General features: G+C 57.7%; 17 protein-coding genes. 9 read left to right on the top strand and 8 right to left on the bottom strand.

What is annotated here, in order from left to right:
- Positions 1-41 precede the first annotated feature (41 nt).
- Positions 42-839: a lytic murein transglycosylase gene (locus tag ABJD00_RS01920; RefSeq protein ID WP_413835902.1), complete on the top strand. Its 798-nt coding sequence runs from the start codon at positions 42-44 to the stop codon at positions 837-839.
- Between the two features lie 245 nt (positions 840-1084).
- Complete coding sequence (locus tag ABJD00_RS01915) at positions 1085-1528, top strand: glyoxalase superfamily protein (protein ID WP_413835905.1); 444 nt, start codon at positions 1085-1087, stop codon at positions 1526-1528.
- Between the two features lie 5 nt (positions 1529-1533).
- Here the strand turns inward: ABJD00_RS01915 and ABJD00_RS01910 are convergent, their stop codons facing one another.
- Positions 1534-2283, bottom strand: a complete 750-nt coding sequence (locus ABJD00_RS01910) for a heme-dependent oxidative N-demethylase family protein (protein WP_413835907.1) — start codon at positions 2281-2283, stop codon at positions 1534-1536.
- Between the two features lie 41 nt (positions 2284-2324).
- Positions 2325-3443 (bottom strand): hypothetical protein, encoded by a 1119-nt coding sequence (locus tag ABJD00_RS01905; protein WP_413835910.1) that lies wholly within the window; start codon positions 3441-3443, stop codon positions 2325-2327.
- Between the two features lie 128 nt (positions 3444-3571).
- Here ABJD00_RS01905 and dddP point away from each other — a divergent pair, with 128 nt between their 5' ends.
- From dddP to ABJD00_RS01885, 4 genes are all read left to right on the top strand, one after another.
- On the top strand, positions 3572-4912 hold the full coding sequence (gene dddP, locus ABJD00_RS01900) for a dimethylsulfonioproprionate lyase DddP (RefSeq protein WP_413835913.1): 1341 nt from the start codon (positions 3572-3574) through the stop codon (positions 4910-4912).
- Between the two features lie 557 nt (positions 4913-5469).
- Positions 5470-5736 (top strand): DUF1254 domain-containing protein, encoded by a 267-nt coding sequence (locus ABJD00_RS01895; protein ID WP_413836106.1) that lies wholly within the window; start codon positions 5470-5472, stop codon positions 5734-5736.
- Complete coding sequence (locus tag ABJD00_RS01890; RefSeq protein ID WP_413835915.1) at positions 5700-6425, top strand: DUF1254 domain-containing protein; 726 nt, start codon at positions 5700-5702, stop codon at positions 6423-6425. Before ABJD00_RS01895 ends, ABJD00_RS01890 begins: the two co-directional genes overlap by 37 nt.
- A 9-nt stretch (positions 6426-6434) precedes the next feature.
- The gene (locus ABJD00_RS01885; RefSeq protein ID WP_413835918.1) at positions 6435-6692 is read left to right on the top strand and encodes a DUF1214 domain-containing protein; all 258 of its coding nucleotides are present in this window, start codon (positions 6435-6437) and stop codon (positions 6690-6692) included.
- 259 nt (positions 6693-6951) lie between these two features.
- Here the strand turns inward: ABJD00_RS01885 and ABJD00_RS01880 are convergent, their stop codons facing one another.
- The 6 genes from ABJD00_RS01880 to ABJD00_RS01855 all read right to left on the bottom strand — a co-directional run bounded on the left by ABJD00_RS01880 (position 6952) and on the right by ABJD00_RS01855 (position 12980).
- Positions 6952-8367, bottom strand: a complete 1416-nt coding sequence (locus tag ABJD00_RS01880) for an efflux transporter outer membrane subunit (RefSeq protein WP_413835921.1) — start codon at positions 8365-8367, stop codon at positions 6952-6954.
- Positions 8368-8533: 166 nt separating this feature from the next.
- The gene (locus ABJD00_RS01875; protein ID WP_413835924.1) at positions 8534-9793 is read right to left on the bottom strand and encodes a TRAP transporter large permease; all 1260 of its coding nucleotides are present in this window, start codon (positions 9791-9793) and stop codon (positions 8534-8536) included.
- Positions 9790-10317 carry a TRAP transporter small permease gene (locus tag ABJD00_RS01870; protein ID WP_413835926.1) on the bottom strand — a complete coding sequence of 176 codons (528 nt, stop codon included), beginning with the start codon at positions 10315-10317 and terminating at the stop codon, positions 9790-9792. The genes ABJD00_RS01875 and ABJD00_RS01870 overlap by 4 nt, the downstream gene beginning before the upstream one ends.
- Before the next feature lie 66 nt (positions 10318-10383).
- On the bottom strand, positions 10384-11358 hold the full coding sequence (locus ABJD00_RS01865) for a TRAP transporter substrate-binding protein (protein ID WP_413835928.1): 975 nt from the start codon (positions 11356-11358) through the stop codon (positions 10384-10386).
- 17 nt (positions 11359-11375) lie between these two features.
- Entirely contained in the window at positions 11376-11918 is a 543-nt protein-coding gene (locus ABJD00_RS01860) for a 3-hydroxyanthranilate 3,4-dioxygenase (protein WP_413835930.1), read from the bottom strand.
- A 108-nt stretch (positions 11919-12026) separates the two neighbouring features.
- Positions 12027-12980 (bottom strand): dihydrodipicolinate synthase family protein, encoded by a 954-nt coding sequence (locus ABJD00_RS01855; protein ID WP_413835932.1) that lies wholly within the window; start codon positions 12978-12980, stop codon positions 12027-12029.
- A 144-nt stretch (positions 12981-13124) separates the two neighbouring features.
- Here ABJD00_RS01855 and ABJD00_RS01850 point away from each other — a divergent pair, with 144 nt between their 5' ends.
- From ABJD00_RS01850 to ABJD00_RS01840, 3 genes are all read left to right on the top strand, one after another.
- On the top strand, positions 13125-13901 hold the full coding sequence (locus ABJD00_RS01850; RefSeq protein ID WP_413835934.1) for an aspartate dehydrogenase: 777 nt from the start codon (positions 13125-13127) through the stop codon (positions 13899-13901).
- A gap of 32 nt (positions 13902-13933) precedes the next feature.
- Positions 13934-14842: a LysR substrate-binding domain-containing protein gene (locus ABJD00_RS01845; RefSeq protein WP_413835936.1), complete on the top strand. Its 909-nt coding sequence runs from the start codon at positions 13934-13936 to the stop codon at positions 14840-14842.
- Between the two features lie 105 nt (positions 14843-14947).
- Positions 14948-16378: an NAD-dependent succinate-semialdehyde dehydrogenase gene (locus ABJD00_RS01840; RefSeq protein ID WP_413835938.1), complete on the top strand. Its 1431-nt coding sequence runs from the start codon at positions 14948-14950 to the stop codon at positions 16376-16378.
- Positions 16379-16553: the final 175 nt, after the last annotated feature.

Here is a 16553-nt window from a genome sequence, read left to right as displayed (position 1 = left end):
CGCTAGGCTGCTTGCAACAAAGTACGAGACGGAGTGTTGGTATGCTGTTGAAACCCCTCGGAGTGGCGTGCGCGATGATCGCACTTTCAAGCGCTGCACATGCCGCTAGTTGCGGGAATACGGGGGCTGGCTTTGAGGCATGGAAAGCCGAATTTGCGAGAGAGGCCAAGCGCTCCGGAGTCAAAGCACGCGGCCTCGACGCACTCGCGCAGGCTCGCTACGCCACACGCACCATTGCCGCAGACCGCAATCAAAAATCATTCAGATACAGCCTGCCCAAGTTCATGCAGATCCGTGGGGCCGACACGATCGTGGCCCAGGGCCGAAAGCGGAAGGCGCGCAATCCGGACTTCTACGCGGCCCTTGAACGTCAATATGGAGTGCCTGCGGGCGTGTTGATCGCGATTCACGGGATGGAAACCGCCTTTGGTGGTTTTATGGGAGATAGCGCTGTCGTGTCTGCCATTGTGACGCTGACTTATGACTGCCGCCGCTCAGACTTTTTCAAACCCCATGCGATCGGCGCGCTGAAACTGGTCGATCAGGGCGCGATCACCGGGGCAACCCTAGGCGCCAAACATGGCGAGTTAGGTCACACCCAGTTTCTGCCCGGCAATGCGCTGGAATACGGTGTCGACGCCAATGGCGATGGGCGCGTGGATTTCTACAACCAGACCGACGCACTGGCTTCTACCGCCAACTTCTTGCGCAAAAAGGGATGGAAAAAGGGGCGCGGCTATCAGGAAGGTGAGCCGAATTTTGCCGTGATCAAACAGTGGAACGCGGCCACGGTGTATCAGCAGGCGATTGCGATCATGGCCGCCCGCATCGACGGCTAAGTGCAGGAACAAGACTGTAACCCCCATCCGTCTCCTCACTGATTTGCGGGCAGGTCGGTGAGATGTGGTGAGCCTAACTCTGCCCTTGCCAAAGCCAAATCACTCACTTAGTGACCCGCCCATAGGGTTCAGGCCCCTGCCCTGCGCATATGGTGAAGCCTGACTTTCCGATCCCTGATTGGTCGCAGCCCCGGCAATGCGCAGACCCGAACGGCACGTCTCGCGACTATAGACAGGAGACGGATATGGATATCCCCCTTCCCTCACGGGATGCGCTGAAAGCGCAAGCCAAACGACTACGTGCTGGTCTGAACGCGGCCGGAACGCCATGCTCGCATGCCCAAGCTCTTGAAACAATCGCCCATCAATGGGGCGCGCGTGACTGGAACACGCTCAGCGCGCGGGCCAAAGACACCCCGCAACCGGGCTACCACCCCGGACAGCGCATCAGCGGGCGTTACCTTGGGCAGCCGTTCGTCGGGCAGATCAAAGCGGCCAGCCGCGTCGGTTCTGCGCGGTACCGGCTGACTTTGCGCTTTGATACCAAGATCGATGTTGTGCGCTCTGCTCTTTTTTCGTCATGGCGTCAGCAAGTGAACTGCGTGGTCGACGGCACCGGGCGCAGTTTGCGCAAAACCTCTGATGGTGTGCCCCATGTCGTCCTCGATGACGCATGGTCTGGTGGTTAAGAGCGTCAGCTCAACTCAGGCACATCTGCACGGGCCAACACATAGGTGTGGATTGCAAAAACCACTGCATTGCTGCGCGGCAGGCGCAATAGCGTCTGCCGTTCAGTGCGATAGTAGGGTCCCTCTTTCAGGCCCGAACCAACCCGGCGCAGCTCGAACGCAGAGCGCGGTTGGTAAAGTTCGGGATCCTGATACCAAAGCTGATTGAAGCGCCACAACGGGCTCCCCGCTTTTATCCCGTCAAACAATCGCTGGACCCGGCGCGCCAGATCCTCAGTGTATTCGCGCACGGGCACGTGGATGTCGGTCAACGGATGACCCGCCTTTTCGCTCAGGCGCCATGACGCAGGAAAACACAACACGGCGCCCGTCAGCACATGCTGATCACCGCGCTTTTCCATCAGCACGAAATCGTTCTGGAACATCCGCCCCAGTGCCTCCAGCGGCGGAGTAGACGACACGTTCACGTCACGGCCATCCGGACAGGTGACAACGTCTCCAGCTCGCGCAAAACCAAGGTCAGGTGAAGCCTCCAGAGCAGCGTCAAGAAGTTCCTGTGCTGCCGGTAGCGCCTCCCGTTCCAGATACAGAACATGGTCCGCCTGCTCCTCCAGCAGCGCAACCCGACGTGCCATCTGCGCGGCATAGGCGTCATCCACACGCAGCCAAGGCCCGCGCACGGGCTGGATACCGGGCAATGCACGAGTGTCACGCATATCTTCGGGCAAACTCTTCTGTAAAATGGGTGTACTCATACTGTGTGTCTGCCATGAGCGCTGCGTTGGTTCCAGCCAGTTCAGGCCTCTCGCACAAAGGCCACCGCCGTCTGTTCCTGTTTTGCGCTCTCGATCTGCGTCACGCGCAGTGGGCCCGCAGCTACCAAGTGCTCTGCGATCTCGGGTGGGGTGCTGACGGCGATTTGCCCGGTCTCCCAATCGTGGCGGGCCGTCGAATGGCGCAGATGTGCGCCCGTATCTTGCAAAACAATCGTGCCCCCTTCTGCAAAGAACGCCAGATCGTCTCCCATGTCCGCCCCAATCAACTGTGCACGCATTCCCAAATGGTGCGCCAACAGGGCCGCTGTCACAATCGCAGCAGAAAAGGTGTACGCGTCAACCAACACGGCACACCGCTCGCCACGCCAGTTCCCGCGCAACCAGTCAATCAGAGGCATCGCATTCAGAAAGCTGCCACCGGGATTGCCGCGCAAATCAATCACGACATTTGCACCCGGCTGCTCAGACATTTGCGAGACACCTCGCGTGACTTGCTCAATCTCGAGTGTTTTCAAATCGGCAATGCGCCACCACCACAGCCCGTCGTGCCACACCAGTACAGACCCATCCGGCAAAGCATAGTCATCGCGCTGCGGGTCGAGCGCACCAGTTTCCGCGACCGGATACAAGTCCAGCGCAGGCGCACAGTCTTTCGTCGAAACTACTAAATCAGCGCCGGTCACAAGGCGATAGCGCACCTCCTTGCCCTGCCCGGCCCCAACCATTTGCAACGCCGCGGGCCACGCCATCATGATCCCGGACAAAAGCCGGCGCCGCGCGGCATTACCTGCCAGCAGCCCATCCCACGCCGTCAAAAGCTGTTCAGTCGCTATGCCATCCACGGCAAGAATGCGATGCGCGCGCCCGTCTTCGACCAACGAGGGGTGCCCATCCCGGATCACGATGCGACGCGGAACAACCGCAATGGCCGCATTCGGGATCACCCGGCTGTGACCATTGCCGGCCAGCGCGACAAGCTTCATCGCAGCGAGCATAAAAGCATCCGTATCCGCCCGCTGAGCTTGCGCTTTCAACGCCAGCAGGGCGTCGTTCAATACGTTTGGCGGCACGCTTTCAAAAGCGGGATCGCCTGCAATGACAACACCCTCGATCGCCTCAATGTCGCGCGCAAAATTCATGAATTCACACTGCCCTACATGGCGCGCCACGTCCAACACGCATGAAAAACGACGCGAGATCACGTCGCAAATCGACAAACACCGCGGGAAAAACGCGCCCAAGCTGGCCTTAACACCGGAGAACGACCATGAACCAGCATTACCGTGATACCCGCAAGATTGACCCGACCCGTGGCCCGGTCCTTGGCGATGGCACCCCAAACGATGCCGATCGGATCGAGATAGGGCCAACGCAGCTTGCCTTTGCCGAGTGGGAGGCTGCGGGCCTGACCTTGCCAAACCTGGAGGCGATGCGCGCCTATCGCCTTGAACGTCTTACCCAGCAAGTCGTGGATCGCGCTTACGGCGGGGTGTTGATGTTTGACCCCCTCAACATTCGTTATGCCACTGACAGTACCAATATGCAGTTGTGGAACGCCCACAATCCCTTCCGCGCAGTACTGGTTTGTGCCGATGGATATATGGTGATCTGGGACTACAAGAACGCGCCGTTCCTGACCTCCTTCAACCCGCTGGTGCGCGAAGTCCGCTCGGGGGCTTCTATGTTCTACTTTTCGGCTGGGGACAAACCGGATGTGGTGGCCGACCCGCTCTCAGCCGAAATCCGGGACCTGATCCACGACCATGGCGGCGGCAATATGCGACTGGCCGTAGACAAGATCATGCTGCACGGCGCGCGCGCCCTTGAGGCGCAGGGGTTCGAGATCATGGACGGCGAACAGGTCACCGAGCATGCCCGCTCGATCAAGGGCGCAGACGAGATTTTGGCGATGCGCTGCGCCAACCATGCCTGCGAAACCACCGTGCGCAAGATGGAGGATTTCGCCCGCGCCAATGTCGGCTATGGCGTGACCTGCGAGGACGATATCTGGGCGGTCATGCATGCCGAAAACATCAAACGCGGCGGTGAATGGATCGAAACCCGGCTGCTGTCCTCCGGACCACGCACCAACCCATGGTTTCAGGAATGCGGTCCGCGTATCTGCCAGAACAACGAGATCATATCCTTTGATACAGACCTGATCGGAGCCTACGGCATTTGCATCGACATTTCTCGCAGTTGGTGGATCGGAGATCAGAAACCACCCCCCGAAATGGTTTATGCGATGCAGCACGCGGTTGAGCATATCCAGACCAACATGCAGATGATCAAACCCGGAGTGATGATCCCGGAACTGACGGCGAACTGCCACCGGCTCGACGACAAGTATCAGGAGCTGAAATATGGCTGCATGATGCATGGTGTCGGCTTGTGCGATGAATGGCCCCTCGTGGCCTACCCGGACAAGGCAGTGCCCGGCGCCTTTGACTACCCGCTTCAGGCGGGGATGGTGTTGTGTGTTGAGGCATCGGTTGGCGAGGTTGGGGGAGAGTTCTCGATCAAGCTGGAGGATCAGGTTCTGGTCACCGAAGACGGGTTTGAAAATTTGACCACCTACCCCTTTGATGCGGCCTTGATGGGGGAATAGGCATTGGGGTGTCCCAGCGTGAGACACCTTTCTGATTCATATTTTTCAATAGGTTACATAGGCAGGTTTACCTCGCATTAAAAAATAGCTGCGTGCGACCCGCATTAGAACGTGCCCTCAATTTGCGTCAAATCATCATGCGGACATCGCGACCCTTCGCGTTGTATGGCGTCCGTTTTCCTTTGGAGCTGAGGGCCCGGATCGGACTCAAACTGAACGAGCGGATGCAACCATTGTCCGACAGGTGATTTGGATTTGCCAATTCGGCCAATGGGGGGCAGCCCCGCCGGTCTGACAAGGGATCGGTGCGGCATAGGATTAAGGCCTGCTGACAGATCAAAGCAAACCTTGCTACTAAATTGAACCCATTACAATCTTGGCCTTCAAACTCCCGCATTCTTAGCCCGTAACGAATTATTCTTTGAGGACATCTTGACTAAAAAATTTTAGCAGCAGCCGTGGCATTCGGCTTGAGTGCCGGATCGGCTCTTTCTGAACAAAAGCCTTCGCTTTCCGAAAACAACTTGCGTCAGCTTGCAGCAGACACATATATTTTCATGTTCCCCGTGGTGATAAATTATCGGACAATTTACGCACGGGCGCTAAAGCAAGGTGAGTTTGGCGAGTGGTTGCATCTTTGTGCATCTTCGCCGGCAGGAACCGACATTGTGCCCCCCAACAATGATACCCCGCATTCCTATGCCTGCGTTGATTTGCGAGTAGAACCTTGGGTCCTGACCATGCCCGAGATCGAAAGTGAACCGTTTTCACGAGCCAGTGGGATGACTTGTCGGGCTATGTTCTTGATAATCCGGGGTCTGTGAATGACGGCAACGAGGGCCATTCCTACCTACTTGCTTCGCCATCTTGGGACGGCGACGTTCCGGACGGCATTGAACGGGTCATTCAGGGCGAAAGCAGTATTCTTGGGACACTGACCCGCACCCAAGTTATCAACGGCCCCGACGACATGGCCCGCGTTCAAGACATCCAGAAAAGTCATGCTTTGCAGCAGTTGAGTGCCTTTGCGGGTGCGGCTGTTCTGACCGATGCTGAAACCATTGATTGGCCGGAATGGACTGACGGCGACGAGCTTTCCGAAAACTTTTTTGAATACATGAGCTTTTTGTTGCCTTTCACGCCTGACAACCCTGATGATGCCGAAATGTATGAGAAATTGGCGAAAATGGGGATTGTACGTGGGCAGCGATGGGACGCCGCATCGCTGGACTCTGCGTCTCTTGCGGCAAAGAATGCTAGCATTGCGAACGCGCAAAACCACATGAAGGAAATTTCTGAGGCTCTTTTTGATCCTGCATTCTTTTGTGACACCCGCGAAAAAATTGGAACGGACCACATCAATCGCGCGGGGGGGGGTTATGTCGGCATTTTTGGCGATACGACTGACCAGTCGGTGTATCTGACCGAAGTGAATGATCAAACCGATGCAAGCAAGAACGATTACACTGTCACGTTTGAAGCGGGAAACATGCCACCTGTAAAGTATTTTTAGTCCTACACGATGTATCGTCTTCCCAAGCGATTGTTAGTCGACAATCCAATGGACCGGTATTCCATCGGAAGCAGCACGCCCAGATTGCAGAAAAACGAAGATGGGTCGCCTACGATCTATCTGTCCAGGGACAGCCCCGGTGCCGACAAAGAAAGCAATTGGCTACCGGCGCCTGATGGTCCGTTCTGGGCCGTTTTGCGCACCTATGGTCCAAACGATGCAATCAGCAAAAAGGAATGGACGCAGCCTCCGTTTGTTCCAGAATAGAATGCCCTCTGGACTGCTGGCCTCTCATCAACAACGCACTCATTGTGAGCTCGACGTGTGAACCTTTGGCCCGGAAGGAAATCTGGGCCACCGAAAAGCGCCAGACGTTCCTGTTGGGCTCCATTTAGGTCAAATTCGACTGGATAAGCGCGGGTGAAAGGGTTTTTGCTTTGAGGTCGGCGCTGGCCTTCGCTGCGATCGCACAGGCTTGGAACGGGGATGGGGCGCAACGACGGCCCACCGGGGAAACCGCTCTACATCACCCGTAATTCCCGCCCAGAGCCACGTTCAGATTCACGAAATCGACAGCAAAATTGCGTTTGTCCAACGCCAGAGCATTTTCTGTCGCAAGCAGTGCGCGTTCGGCATCCAGCACCTGCAAAAAGCTTACACGACCTGAGATGTAACCTTGTCGTGCCAAACGCAGAACTTCCTTTAGCTCTTCGATGGCTTGTGACGTAAATTGTACCGCTTCGCGGTGATTGACGAGGCTGACCAATGCGTCTTGAACCTCTTCGACTGCCGTTACGACTTCTTCTTCCCATGCAAAAATCAGTTCTTTGGCGCGTTCCTTTTGAAATGCAACCTTTGCCCGGCGTTCAGGCAAATCGAACAAAGGGATATCAATTCCGGCGCGCCCGAACCCTGCAAGTGGTGGTAAGTCGCCTCCTGAATAGCTTAGGTTAATGTTTCCCGTCAGCCTGAGTTCAGGATACAATTCTGCCTCGGCAACACCCGTCAGCGCGACAGCTTCTGCCAGCCTTTTTTCTGCCAGAATGACATCTGGGCGGTTCCTGACCAGATCGGCGGGCACGCCTGTTGAAAGGGAGTTCAACTGGGGAACGGGCTGAGGTGCTTCTTTGTCCAACCCCTCTTTTGGTCGGTCCCATGCCTGGCCCAAGAGCATACCGATACGCGACACCGACTTGAAAAAGAGAATTTTGGTTTCAGGCAATTCGGCCCGTGCATTGGCCACAAGTGAGTGTGCCTGCGCGACGTCCAGTTCCGTGACCGCAACGACTGGAATGTCGCCATTGTCGTTTTCTGGCAAGCGCTCGATGGAACGCATTGATTCACGCGCCGAAATGGTTGCAGCGAGCGTTTCTTCTCGGGATTCAAGAACCCGTTGGTTGATGCGTATGAGTTCCTGAAAAAACCGAGCGTCGATGTATGCGGTTGTGAGTTCGCTCAAAAGGGTCGTGCGCGCGACACTGACGTCAGCGAAGGCCGCTTCAAGCCGATAAAGAGTTGCCTCTCTTTCTCGCGTCAGGCGTCCGGCCAAATCGGCTTGCCACGTTGCCTCGGCACGTACAAAGCCGCTTTGTACGCCGCCCTCATTGCCTCCGCCATTTGCTCGGAACTCTCCCACTCTGGCGACCCCGGACCATGCGTACCCGGATCCTTCAAACAGCGCCTTGGACTGTTCGACGCGTGCCTGAGCACGCCGGACATCAAGGTTTTCTTTGAGGCCGAATTCGACCAGACGGTTGAGTTTGGGATCATCGTACGCCGTCCACCAACGTTCGTAGCCCCGTGGGACTGGACGCGTTGACCGGCTGGTAAAGAACTGTTCCGGAACCTCTTTTTCTGGGCTGACAAAGTCTTCACCCACAGTGCAGCCTGTCAACCCCGCGACAAGGCAGGTTGAAGTCTTTAAAAATGAACGCCTGTCCATGTATTCGTCTGCTCAGTGGTCTGTTTTTTGAAAATCGTAGCATTTCGCCCAACAAGCCCAAAAGAAAGTCTGCAGCCAATTGCAACAAAGTTGAGGATAGTTGCAGAAAGATGCGCAATGCACGCACCGTTCAGACGGTTGCGGTCATCTCAGCCCGCCCTGCCCCTTAGATCAGCGCCGTTGACAGGACCGGGAAATAGCTCAGCAGCACCAGCACGACCGCCACGGCGATCAGAAATGGCCAGAGAGAGCGCAGGATGGATCCTGGGGTTGCTCCGCTCATGGAAGAGGCGATGTAAAGGCCGATGCCCACGGGCGGTGTCAGAAGCCCCAGCACAAGGTTCAGGCACGCCACGATGCCGAATTGATGAGGGCTGATGTCGTAGGACCCGGTTGCGATGGGCAGCAGGATCGGTGTGATCAGGATGATCGCTGCGATCCCGTCGATCACCATGCCGACCAAGAGCAAGCACAGGTTCACAATCAGCAGGAACATGAACGGATCGGAGGTTATGGTTGTCAGCAGCGCGGCGAGCTTTTGGGGCAGTTCTTCGTAGATGATGACCCAGCCAAACACGCTGGCGGCAGCAATCATGAACAGGATCATCGAAGCGTTCGCTGCAGTTCGAATGAACATGGCGCCCAATGCAGCGGGCTTGAGATCCCGATAGACGAGCCATCCCACCAGAAACGCAATCAACGAGGCGATGGCTGCAGACTCAGTCGGCGTGGCGATGCCAAACAAGATGCCACCGATGATGGCGAGCGGTACCAGCAAGGCTGGCAGCGCCGCAACCAAGGCCCGCCCAGCCTCGACCCGGGACATCCAAACGCCTTTGGGAAACTCCTGAAACCAGCCGATCAGGGTGATGACCAGCGCGAAGGCAACGGCCAGCAGTAGTCCGGGAATGATCCCGGCCACGAACATCTCGCCAATCGGGACCTGCGCCAGAACACCAAAGATCACGAACATCATAGACGGTGGGATCACTGGGGCGAGCAGGCCACCTGCCGCGGTGGTGGCGGTGGCAAAGCCTTTGTCGTAGCCCTCTTCCTCCATCGCTGGGACCATGGCGCGTGACATCACGGCGATCTGCGCTGTGGCCGATCCGATGATGGCGGCCATGAACATGTTGGCCAGAAGATTGATATATGCCAGCCCCCCGCGAAAGCCGCCCACGAACACACGCGCCAGCGCGATAAGACGGCGCGTCATGCCCCCTTCGTTCATCAACTCACCCGTAAGCATAAAGAGTGGGATCGCCAGCAACCCGTAGTTTTCGAGCCCTGCGAACATCTTTTGCGCGAAACTGTCATAAAGGATCGTGTTGCCGCTGTCCCAGATATACCAGATCGCTGTAACGCCCAGCACCAGCGCGATGGGAACCGACAGCAGCAGCGTGGCGGCAAAGACGACCGGGCTCATTTTGCGGCCCTGGGCTTGGAAAGCAGATGCATGGTGGCGTGCAGCGTCGCCCCAAGGGCAAAGACCCACATGACCAGCCAAAACAGATATTTGGGCAAGCCCAGTGTCAGCGTCGGTTCGGCGTAGATAAAGTTGAACGTCGCCCCCTGAAAGGCGGTCCGGTCAAACCCTGCACGCGCGATGTCGAGCGGCAAGAACCAGCGCCAGCAGAGCCACAGCATAGCCAGTGCAAAGGCGAAAACGATGATATCGACGATCTTGTCGATGATCCGGCGGACGGAGTCCGGCACGGCATCTGTCAGAAGTGTGATGGACACCGAATTGCGGTGGTGGAGTGCTGCGGACGCCCCCAGAAAAGTCATCCAGACCATCGCGTAAATCGCCAGTTCGTCCACCCAGAACAACGCATTGCCAGCCGTCCGGGTCACTACGTTGAGCAGGATCAGACCGGTCACACAGACGGCAAGCAGAGCCGCACAAGTCAGTTCTATCCGCGCCCACAGGGCGGAAAGGCGAAACAGCATACCTGGTCCTTTCACGACAAAGGGGCGCAGGTTGCCCCTGCGCCCCCCTTTAGTCGTTTGATATCGTTACTGTGTTTCTGCCGCAGTCGCGCGCAGGGCGTCAAGCGAGGAGGTTTTTTCGGACCAGATTGTGTTCCACTCCTCGATTGCGCCGCCAAAGAAAGATGCGTCCACCTTGGTGTAGGTTTTGCCTGTGCCCGCGATTTGTTCGAGCCAGCTTGCCTCTTTTTCGACATATGAATCGATGGTGCTGTCGACGTATTTTGCCATCAGATCGCCAACCAATGTGCGGTCTTCTTCGGACAGACCAGCCCAGACACGGGCCGACACAAGGCCGACCATGGGGAACATCATGTGATCGGACTGCACAACTGTGTCGGCGTGTTCGTAGTATTTCAGCACCCAGATCAATTCGGCGTCCATGTCGATGGCATCCACCTGCCCGTTGGCCAACGCGTCATAGACAGACGGCAGCGGCATGGGCGTCGGGGCGGCCCCGATTGCGTTGTAGAAATCAAGGATTGGCGTGAAGGGGGTGATGCGCAGCTTGAGCCCTGCGAGGTCCTCGGCGCTGTTCACGTCGCCCCGCGCAACGATCTGGCGCAGACCGGCCATGCCGTACCCAACCCCGACGACACCCACGTCTCCGGCGAGGGGTTCAAGAAGTGTCTTGGCCGTGTCCGAGCGCAGGATACGACCCGCGTGCCCGATGTCATCTGCGAGGTAAGGCGCATAGAATGCACCCAATTCAGGTGCCCGGTTGGACACTTCAGCCACTGTCATGAACGCCATATCAAGCGCGCCTGTCTGAAGCTGTTGCAGCATCTCGGCCTCGTTGCCCAATTGGCGGGCCGGGAAAACGGAGACTGAGTGCGCACCGCCCGAGGCTTCGGCCAGTTCTGCACCAAAGGCTTCGGCGGCCTTGGTCCAGATGTGGGGCGGAGGTGTGATCAGGCCCAGACGGAATTCATTGGCTTGCGCGGTGAGTGCCGAAGCCGCGAGGATCGCTGTGCTTGCGACGATATTTGTGAAGTTTTTCATGGTGTTCCCTATTGTTTTTAAAGTTTGACCCAGCCTTCAGGCGGTTCCTTTCCCGGATGCACTGTGTTGCAGTTCGGGCATGTGCGGGCCTCTTCAGAGGCATAAAATTTTTCATAGACGGGCGGCAGGTCGGTGACGATGGATTTCAGTTGCATTGCAGCGCGGTGGACCCGCGTGCCGCAATTAAAGCAGTACCATTCAATGGCGTCCAGTTGTCCTGCCTGCCGCTTGGGTTCGATCACCAGTCCAACGGACCCTTCCTGTGGCCGCTGCGGAGAGTGACGCACATGCGGGGGCAGCAGGAACACCTCGCCCTGACGGATCGGGACGTCGTAAAACTCTTCTCCGTCAAAGAGTTTGAGCAGCATGTCCCCTTCGAGTTGGTAAAAGAACTCTTCGACTGGATCGTCGTGATAGTCGGTGCGCTTGTTCGGCCCGCCCACGACGGTGACCATCATGTCGCTATCTTCAAACACCATCTTGTTGCCGACAGGGGGTTTCAGCAGGTGACGGTGGTCGTCGATCCACTTTTGAAAATTGAACGCTTTGAGCTTTGTCATGGTTCTCTCCCCTTTTTCAAAACCCTTGGCGGTATTGGTGCCTTCCGCAAAGGCTATGTCCGCATGTAGGTATCTGATTTGTTTATATCGCGTGTGTTTGAGCCAAGCCTAGCGCATGAGCCCGCAGTCTTCAAAGGCTGCGCGAATGGTGTCTTTTTCGGCCTGTGTCAGTTCCAGCATGGGCGCGCGCACCCGTCCGCCCCGTTGACCCAGCAGTTCCTGCCAGTATTTGCCGAAGGCGGTGGGTTTGCCGGGGGGCCGTGTGCGCGCCATGGCGTCGCGCACGGGCGCGAGGCTGTCAAAGACGCGGCGCGCCTCGTCGGCCTGACCGTTGAACGCAAGCTGTGTGTATTCGTTCATCCGCTGGTCTTGGCTGCTTTGCAGCTGGTAGGGTGGCGAGGAGCACAGGTAAAGCTTCCAATCCAATTCCAGAATATTGTCGAGCCATTCGTGTTCTGCCGAAGTGGAGACATGGATTTTGTCGCCCACCATATGGGTCAGCCGTACATACATTTCACGCGGGACGGAGTATTTGATGGCCACGATATTGGGCAATTCGGCGATGCGTGCGCATTCCTCGGGCTGCATCAGATAGCCGCTGTCGGGATGGCTCCACATCGCGATACCGATTTCAATTTCGTCGCAGAAGCGCTTGTAATATTGATATAAAACTTCGCCTCGATCATGCACAAAGCTGAGCACAGGCGCGTGCACGACGATATAGTCCGCCCCACAGTTCTGAGCGTGCCGAGCCAGATCCAGCGCGGTGTCCATATTCTGGTCAGAAACCGAGACAATCACCCCCGCCTTGCCTGCACATTCATCCACGGCAATCTCGAAATTGCGTTTGCGTTCCTCCAGGCTCATAGAGAAGAATTCGCCCTGCTTCCCGGCCACAAACAGCCCCTGAATGTCCAGATCGTCGATCCAATGCCGGATGTTTGAGCGCAACCCTGCCTCATCCAGAGAGAGGTCGTCGTTGAACGGATTGAGGGCGGCGGCCCAGATGCCGGTCATGTTTTCGCGCGCGTAGGCTTTGGCATCGTGTTTGGTGTAGTTCATGGCGAGGTTCCATTGGGATTACCTGCCACAAGACGCGAAGTTGCGCCCTAAATCCAAGGTGAAATCCTACAATTGGATATTTCATATGCGAATACCCACGCCTTTTGGGTTTCGATTTTGTGGGTGCTGGCATAGGTTTAGGGCATGAAAATCGGATTGATCGGTCAGGGTGCCATTGCCCGCTATGTCACAGATGCTCTTGGCTCCAGCACCCATGAGGTGGTGGCAGTGCTGCTGCGCCCCGAACGCGCCCGCGACAATGTGCCGTTTGAGTTTGGGTCTGTTGATGCCTTGCCTGCGGATATCGACGTGATGATCGATTGCGCGGGGCACACGGCATTGGCCGCCTATGGCCCGGCTTTGCTGGCGCGCGGTACGGACGTGATCACCGTTTCGCTTGGGGCGCTGGCGGATCAGGTAACGGCGGAGGCGCTGGACGTTGCGGCCCGTCAAGGACAGTCAAAGCTGCATCTGGCGAGCGGCGCAATTGGTGCACTGGATTGTCTGCGTGCGGCGCGTATCGGCACGTTGGACACTGTCACCTATACGGGCCGCAAGCCGCCACAGGGTTGGATCGGTTCTCCTGCAGACGACGTGCTGGACCTTGCCGGGCTGACGCAGGGCGCACACACCCATTTCGAGGGCACCGCGCGGCAAGCCGCCCTTGCCTATCCCAAGAACGCCAATGTCGCTGCTGCCGTGGCGCTGGCGGGATTGGGCTTTGATGACACCCGCGTTCAGCTGATTGCGGACGCCGACATCAGCCACAACATTCACGAGGTCACCGCCGCGGGCGATTTCGGCACATTTCAGTTCCAGATCAGCGGCAAGGCCCTACCCGACAACCCGCGATCCTCGGCCCTTGCGGCGATGAGTGTGGTGGCCAAGCTGGACCAACTCAGTGCGGCGGTCACGTTGTGATCGGGCGCCATTCGCGCATTGTGGACCGGGCGTTGACCCGCCTGAAGTTGCGCCAATTGCGCCTGTTGGTGGCTGTGGGTGTGCATGGCAACATTCAAAACGCGGCGCGCGAACTTGGCATCTCGCAACCTGCCGCGACCAAGATGATTCAGGACCTTGAGTTGGATTTCGAGGTCAAACTGTTCAACCGCACCAATCGCGGCGTGGTGCCGACCGTGTCCGGTGAGAGCCTGATCCGTCATGGCAAGTTGATCTTTGCCCAGATTTCCAATGCAGCCCAAGAGCTTGATGACTTGAACGAAGGCAATGCGGGCCGTGTTGTGGTCGGCACGCTGCTGGCCGCCTCAACAAGCCTGTTGCCGCGTGCCATCGACATTCTGCTGGCCGAGCGTCCCAATGTGGCCGTCAAGATCACCGAAGGCACCAATGAGGTGCTGATGCCCGGACTACTTTCGGGTGAAATCGACATGGTCGTGGGCCGCCTGCCCGCCCATCGTCACCGCGACAAGATCAGGCAGGAAAAGCTGTTAGAGGATCGCATTTTGGCGGTCGTCGGCCCCGATCATCCTCTGGCTGGCCAAAGCGATGTCACCTTTGCACAGACAATGCCCTTTGGCTGGATCGTGCCGCCGTTAGAGACCACGTTGCGCCGTCAGGTTGATCATTTCTTTGTCGGGCAGCAGCAATATGTGCCGCCTATGAGCATTGAAAGCGTGTCTTACCTTGCCAACCGTGCGCTGTTGCAATCGCGCGATCTGGTCGGATTGATGCCTGCCGAAGTGGTGGCGCAGGACGTGGCCAACGGGCATTTGATGGCGCTGGACTGGACCGTGCCGTTTGGTCAGGGACCGATTGGTGTGTCCTTGCGCGCGGACGATGAACTGTCCCCGGCGGGCCGCGCATTCCGCGCCGCACTGCACCGCGCGGCAGAGGCGAAATGAGCCCGGGTATGCCCCAAACTGATACCAGTATTCTGACAATCCGCTTGAAGCGCTGTCGAGGCCAGCGTGAGTTAAGTGCATAGGGCGTTGGGAGGCGCGGGTTTCATGTATCCAGAGCTAAAACTCTTTATTGCAGGCGCGTGGCGGTCAGCGGCGTCAGATATGCCCGTGATCAATCCCGCCACCGAAGAAGAGGTCGGGCGGTTGCCCTGTGCCAGCATCAGCGATCTGGATGATGCGCTGGAGGCGGCCGTCGCCGGATTTCGCCTATGGTCCCGCACGTCCCCCCGCCAGCGCGCCGATACGATCCTGCGCGCCGCAGCGTTGATCCGCGAACGGCAAGAGGAGATTGCCCAAGCCATCACCCTTGAGCATGGCAAGCCCCTGCCCGAAGCCCGCCTTGAGGTGATCCGTGGTGCCGAATTTTTCGAATGGGACGCGGGCGAAGCGATGCGGGCCTATGGCCGGGTTATTCCAGCTGCTCGCGGGCACAAGTTTTCCGTCCATCATCAGCCCATTGGCGTGGTCGCCGCCTTTTCCCCGTGGAATTTCCCGATGAGCCAACCGGCCCGTAAGATCGCCGGTGCATTGGCGTCGGGCTGTTCCATCATTCTTAAGGCCGCAGAGGAAACGCCCGCCGGTGCCGTGCATATCGTCAAGGCGTTTGAGGATGCGGGCCTGCCTGCGGGGGTGCTGAACCTTGTCTTTGGCAACCCGGCAGAGATTTCCGGCCATCTGATCCCGCAAGATCCGGTGCGTTTGGTTGCGTTCACAGGTTCGACCGCAGTGGGCCGTCACCTGACCACCCTCGCGGCGGGTCATATGACCCCTGTTCTGATGGAGTTGGGCGGGCATGCCCCTGTCATCGTGTGCGAAGATACGGATGTGCAGACTGCCGCCCAATCCGGTGCCGTGCGCAAGATGCGCAATGCCGGTCAGGTCTGCACCTCGCCCACGCGGTTTTTCGTGAACGAAGACATATTTGATCAATATTCAGAGGTGTTTGTCGCCCGTGCCGCTGCGACCGTTGTGGGCAACGGAATGGATGCAGGTGTCGAAATGGGCCCGCTGGCCAACGACCGCCGCGTGCCTGCACTGACAGAACTGGTTGAAAACGCCCGCGCCAAGGGCGCGACTGTTGCCACGGGCGGCGCCGCAAGCGGCAATTGCGGATATTTCTTTGAACCCACTGTGTTGCTGAACGTCCCTGATAACGCGCGTATCATGCAGGAAGAACCCTTTGGCCCCGTGGCGATTGTGAACCCCGTGGCGTCATTGGACGCGGCCATCGCAGCGGCAAATGCAGTGCCCTTTGGACTTGCAGGGTACGGATTTACGAACCGCGCCGACTATATCGATCGCATGATTGATGAGGTGGAAGTGGGTAACCTCAGCATCAACACGCTTGAGGCCTCGATGCCCGAAACGCCCTTTGGGGGTGTGAAATCCAGCGGTACGGGGCGCGAGGGGGGCACGGAAGGTGTTGAGAATTACATGACGGTCAAGAACGTGTGGCACGCGTCCAAAATTAGCTGAGTTTGCCTTGCACCAACTTTGAATTCGCAAAGTCGTTCCCATCACTTTCGCAAATACGCCAGTTTTCGGCGTGATCCTGCGGTCCAATGCGTATGGAATTCCTTACCTTCAGAATTTGCTCAGTTTTACCTAGCTTCCGATAATAACGGGCAATTATTCGAGCCCTGTTCTGCCC

It is taken from the genome of Tateyamaria sp., assembly GCF_039945315.1.
Lineage (GTDB): Bacteria > Pseudomonadota > Alphaproteobacteria > Rhodobacterales > Rhodobacteraceae > Tateyamaria.
Note: the sequence above shows the minus strand (reverse complement) of the source record. Positions and strands in the feature narration are given on the sequence as shown.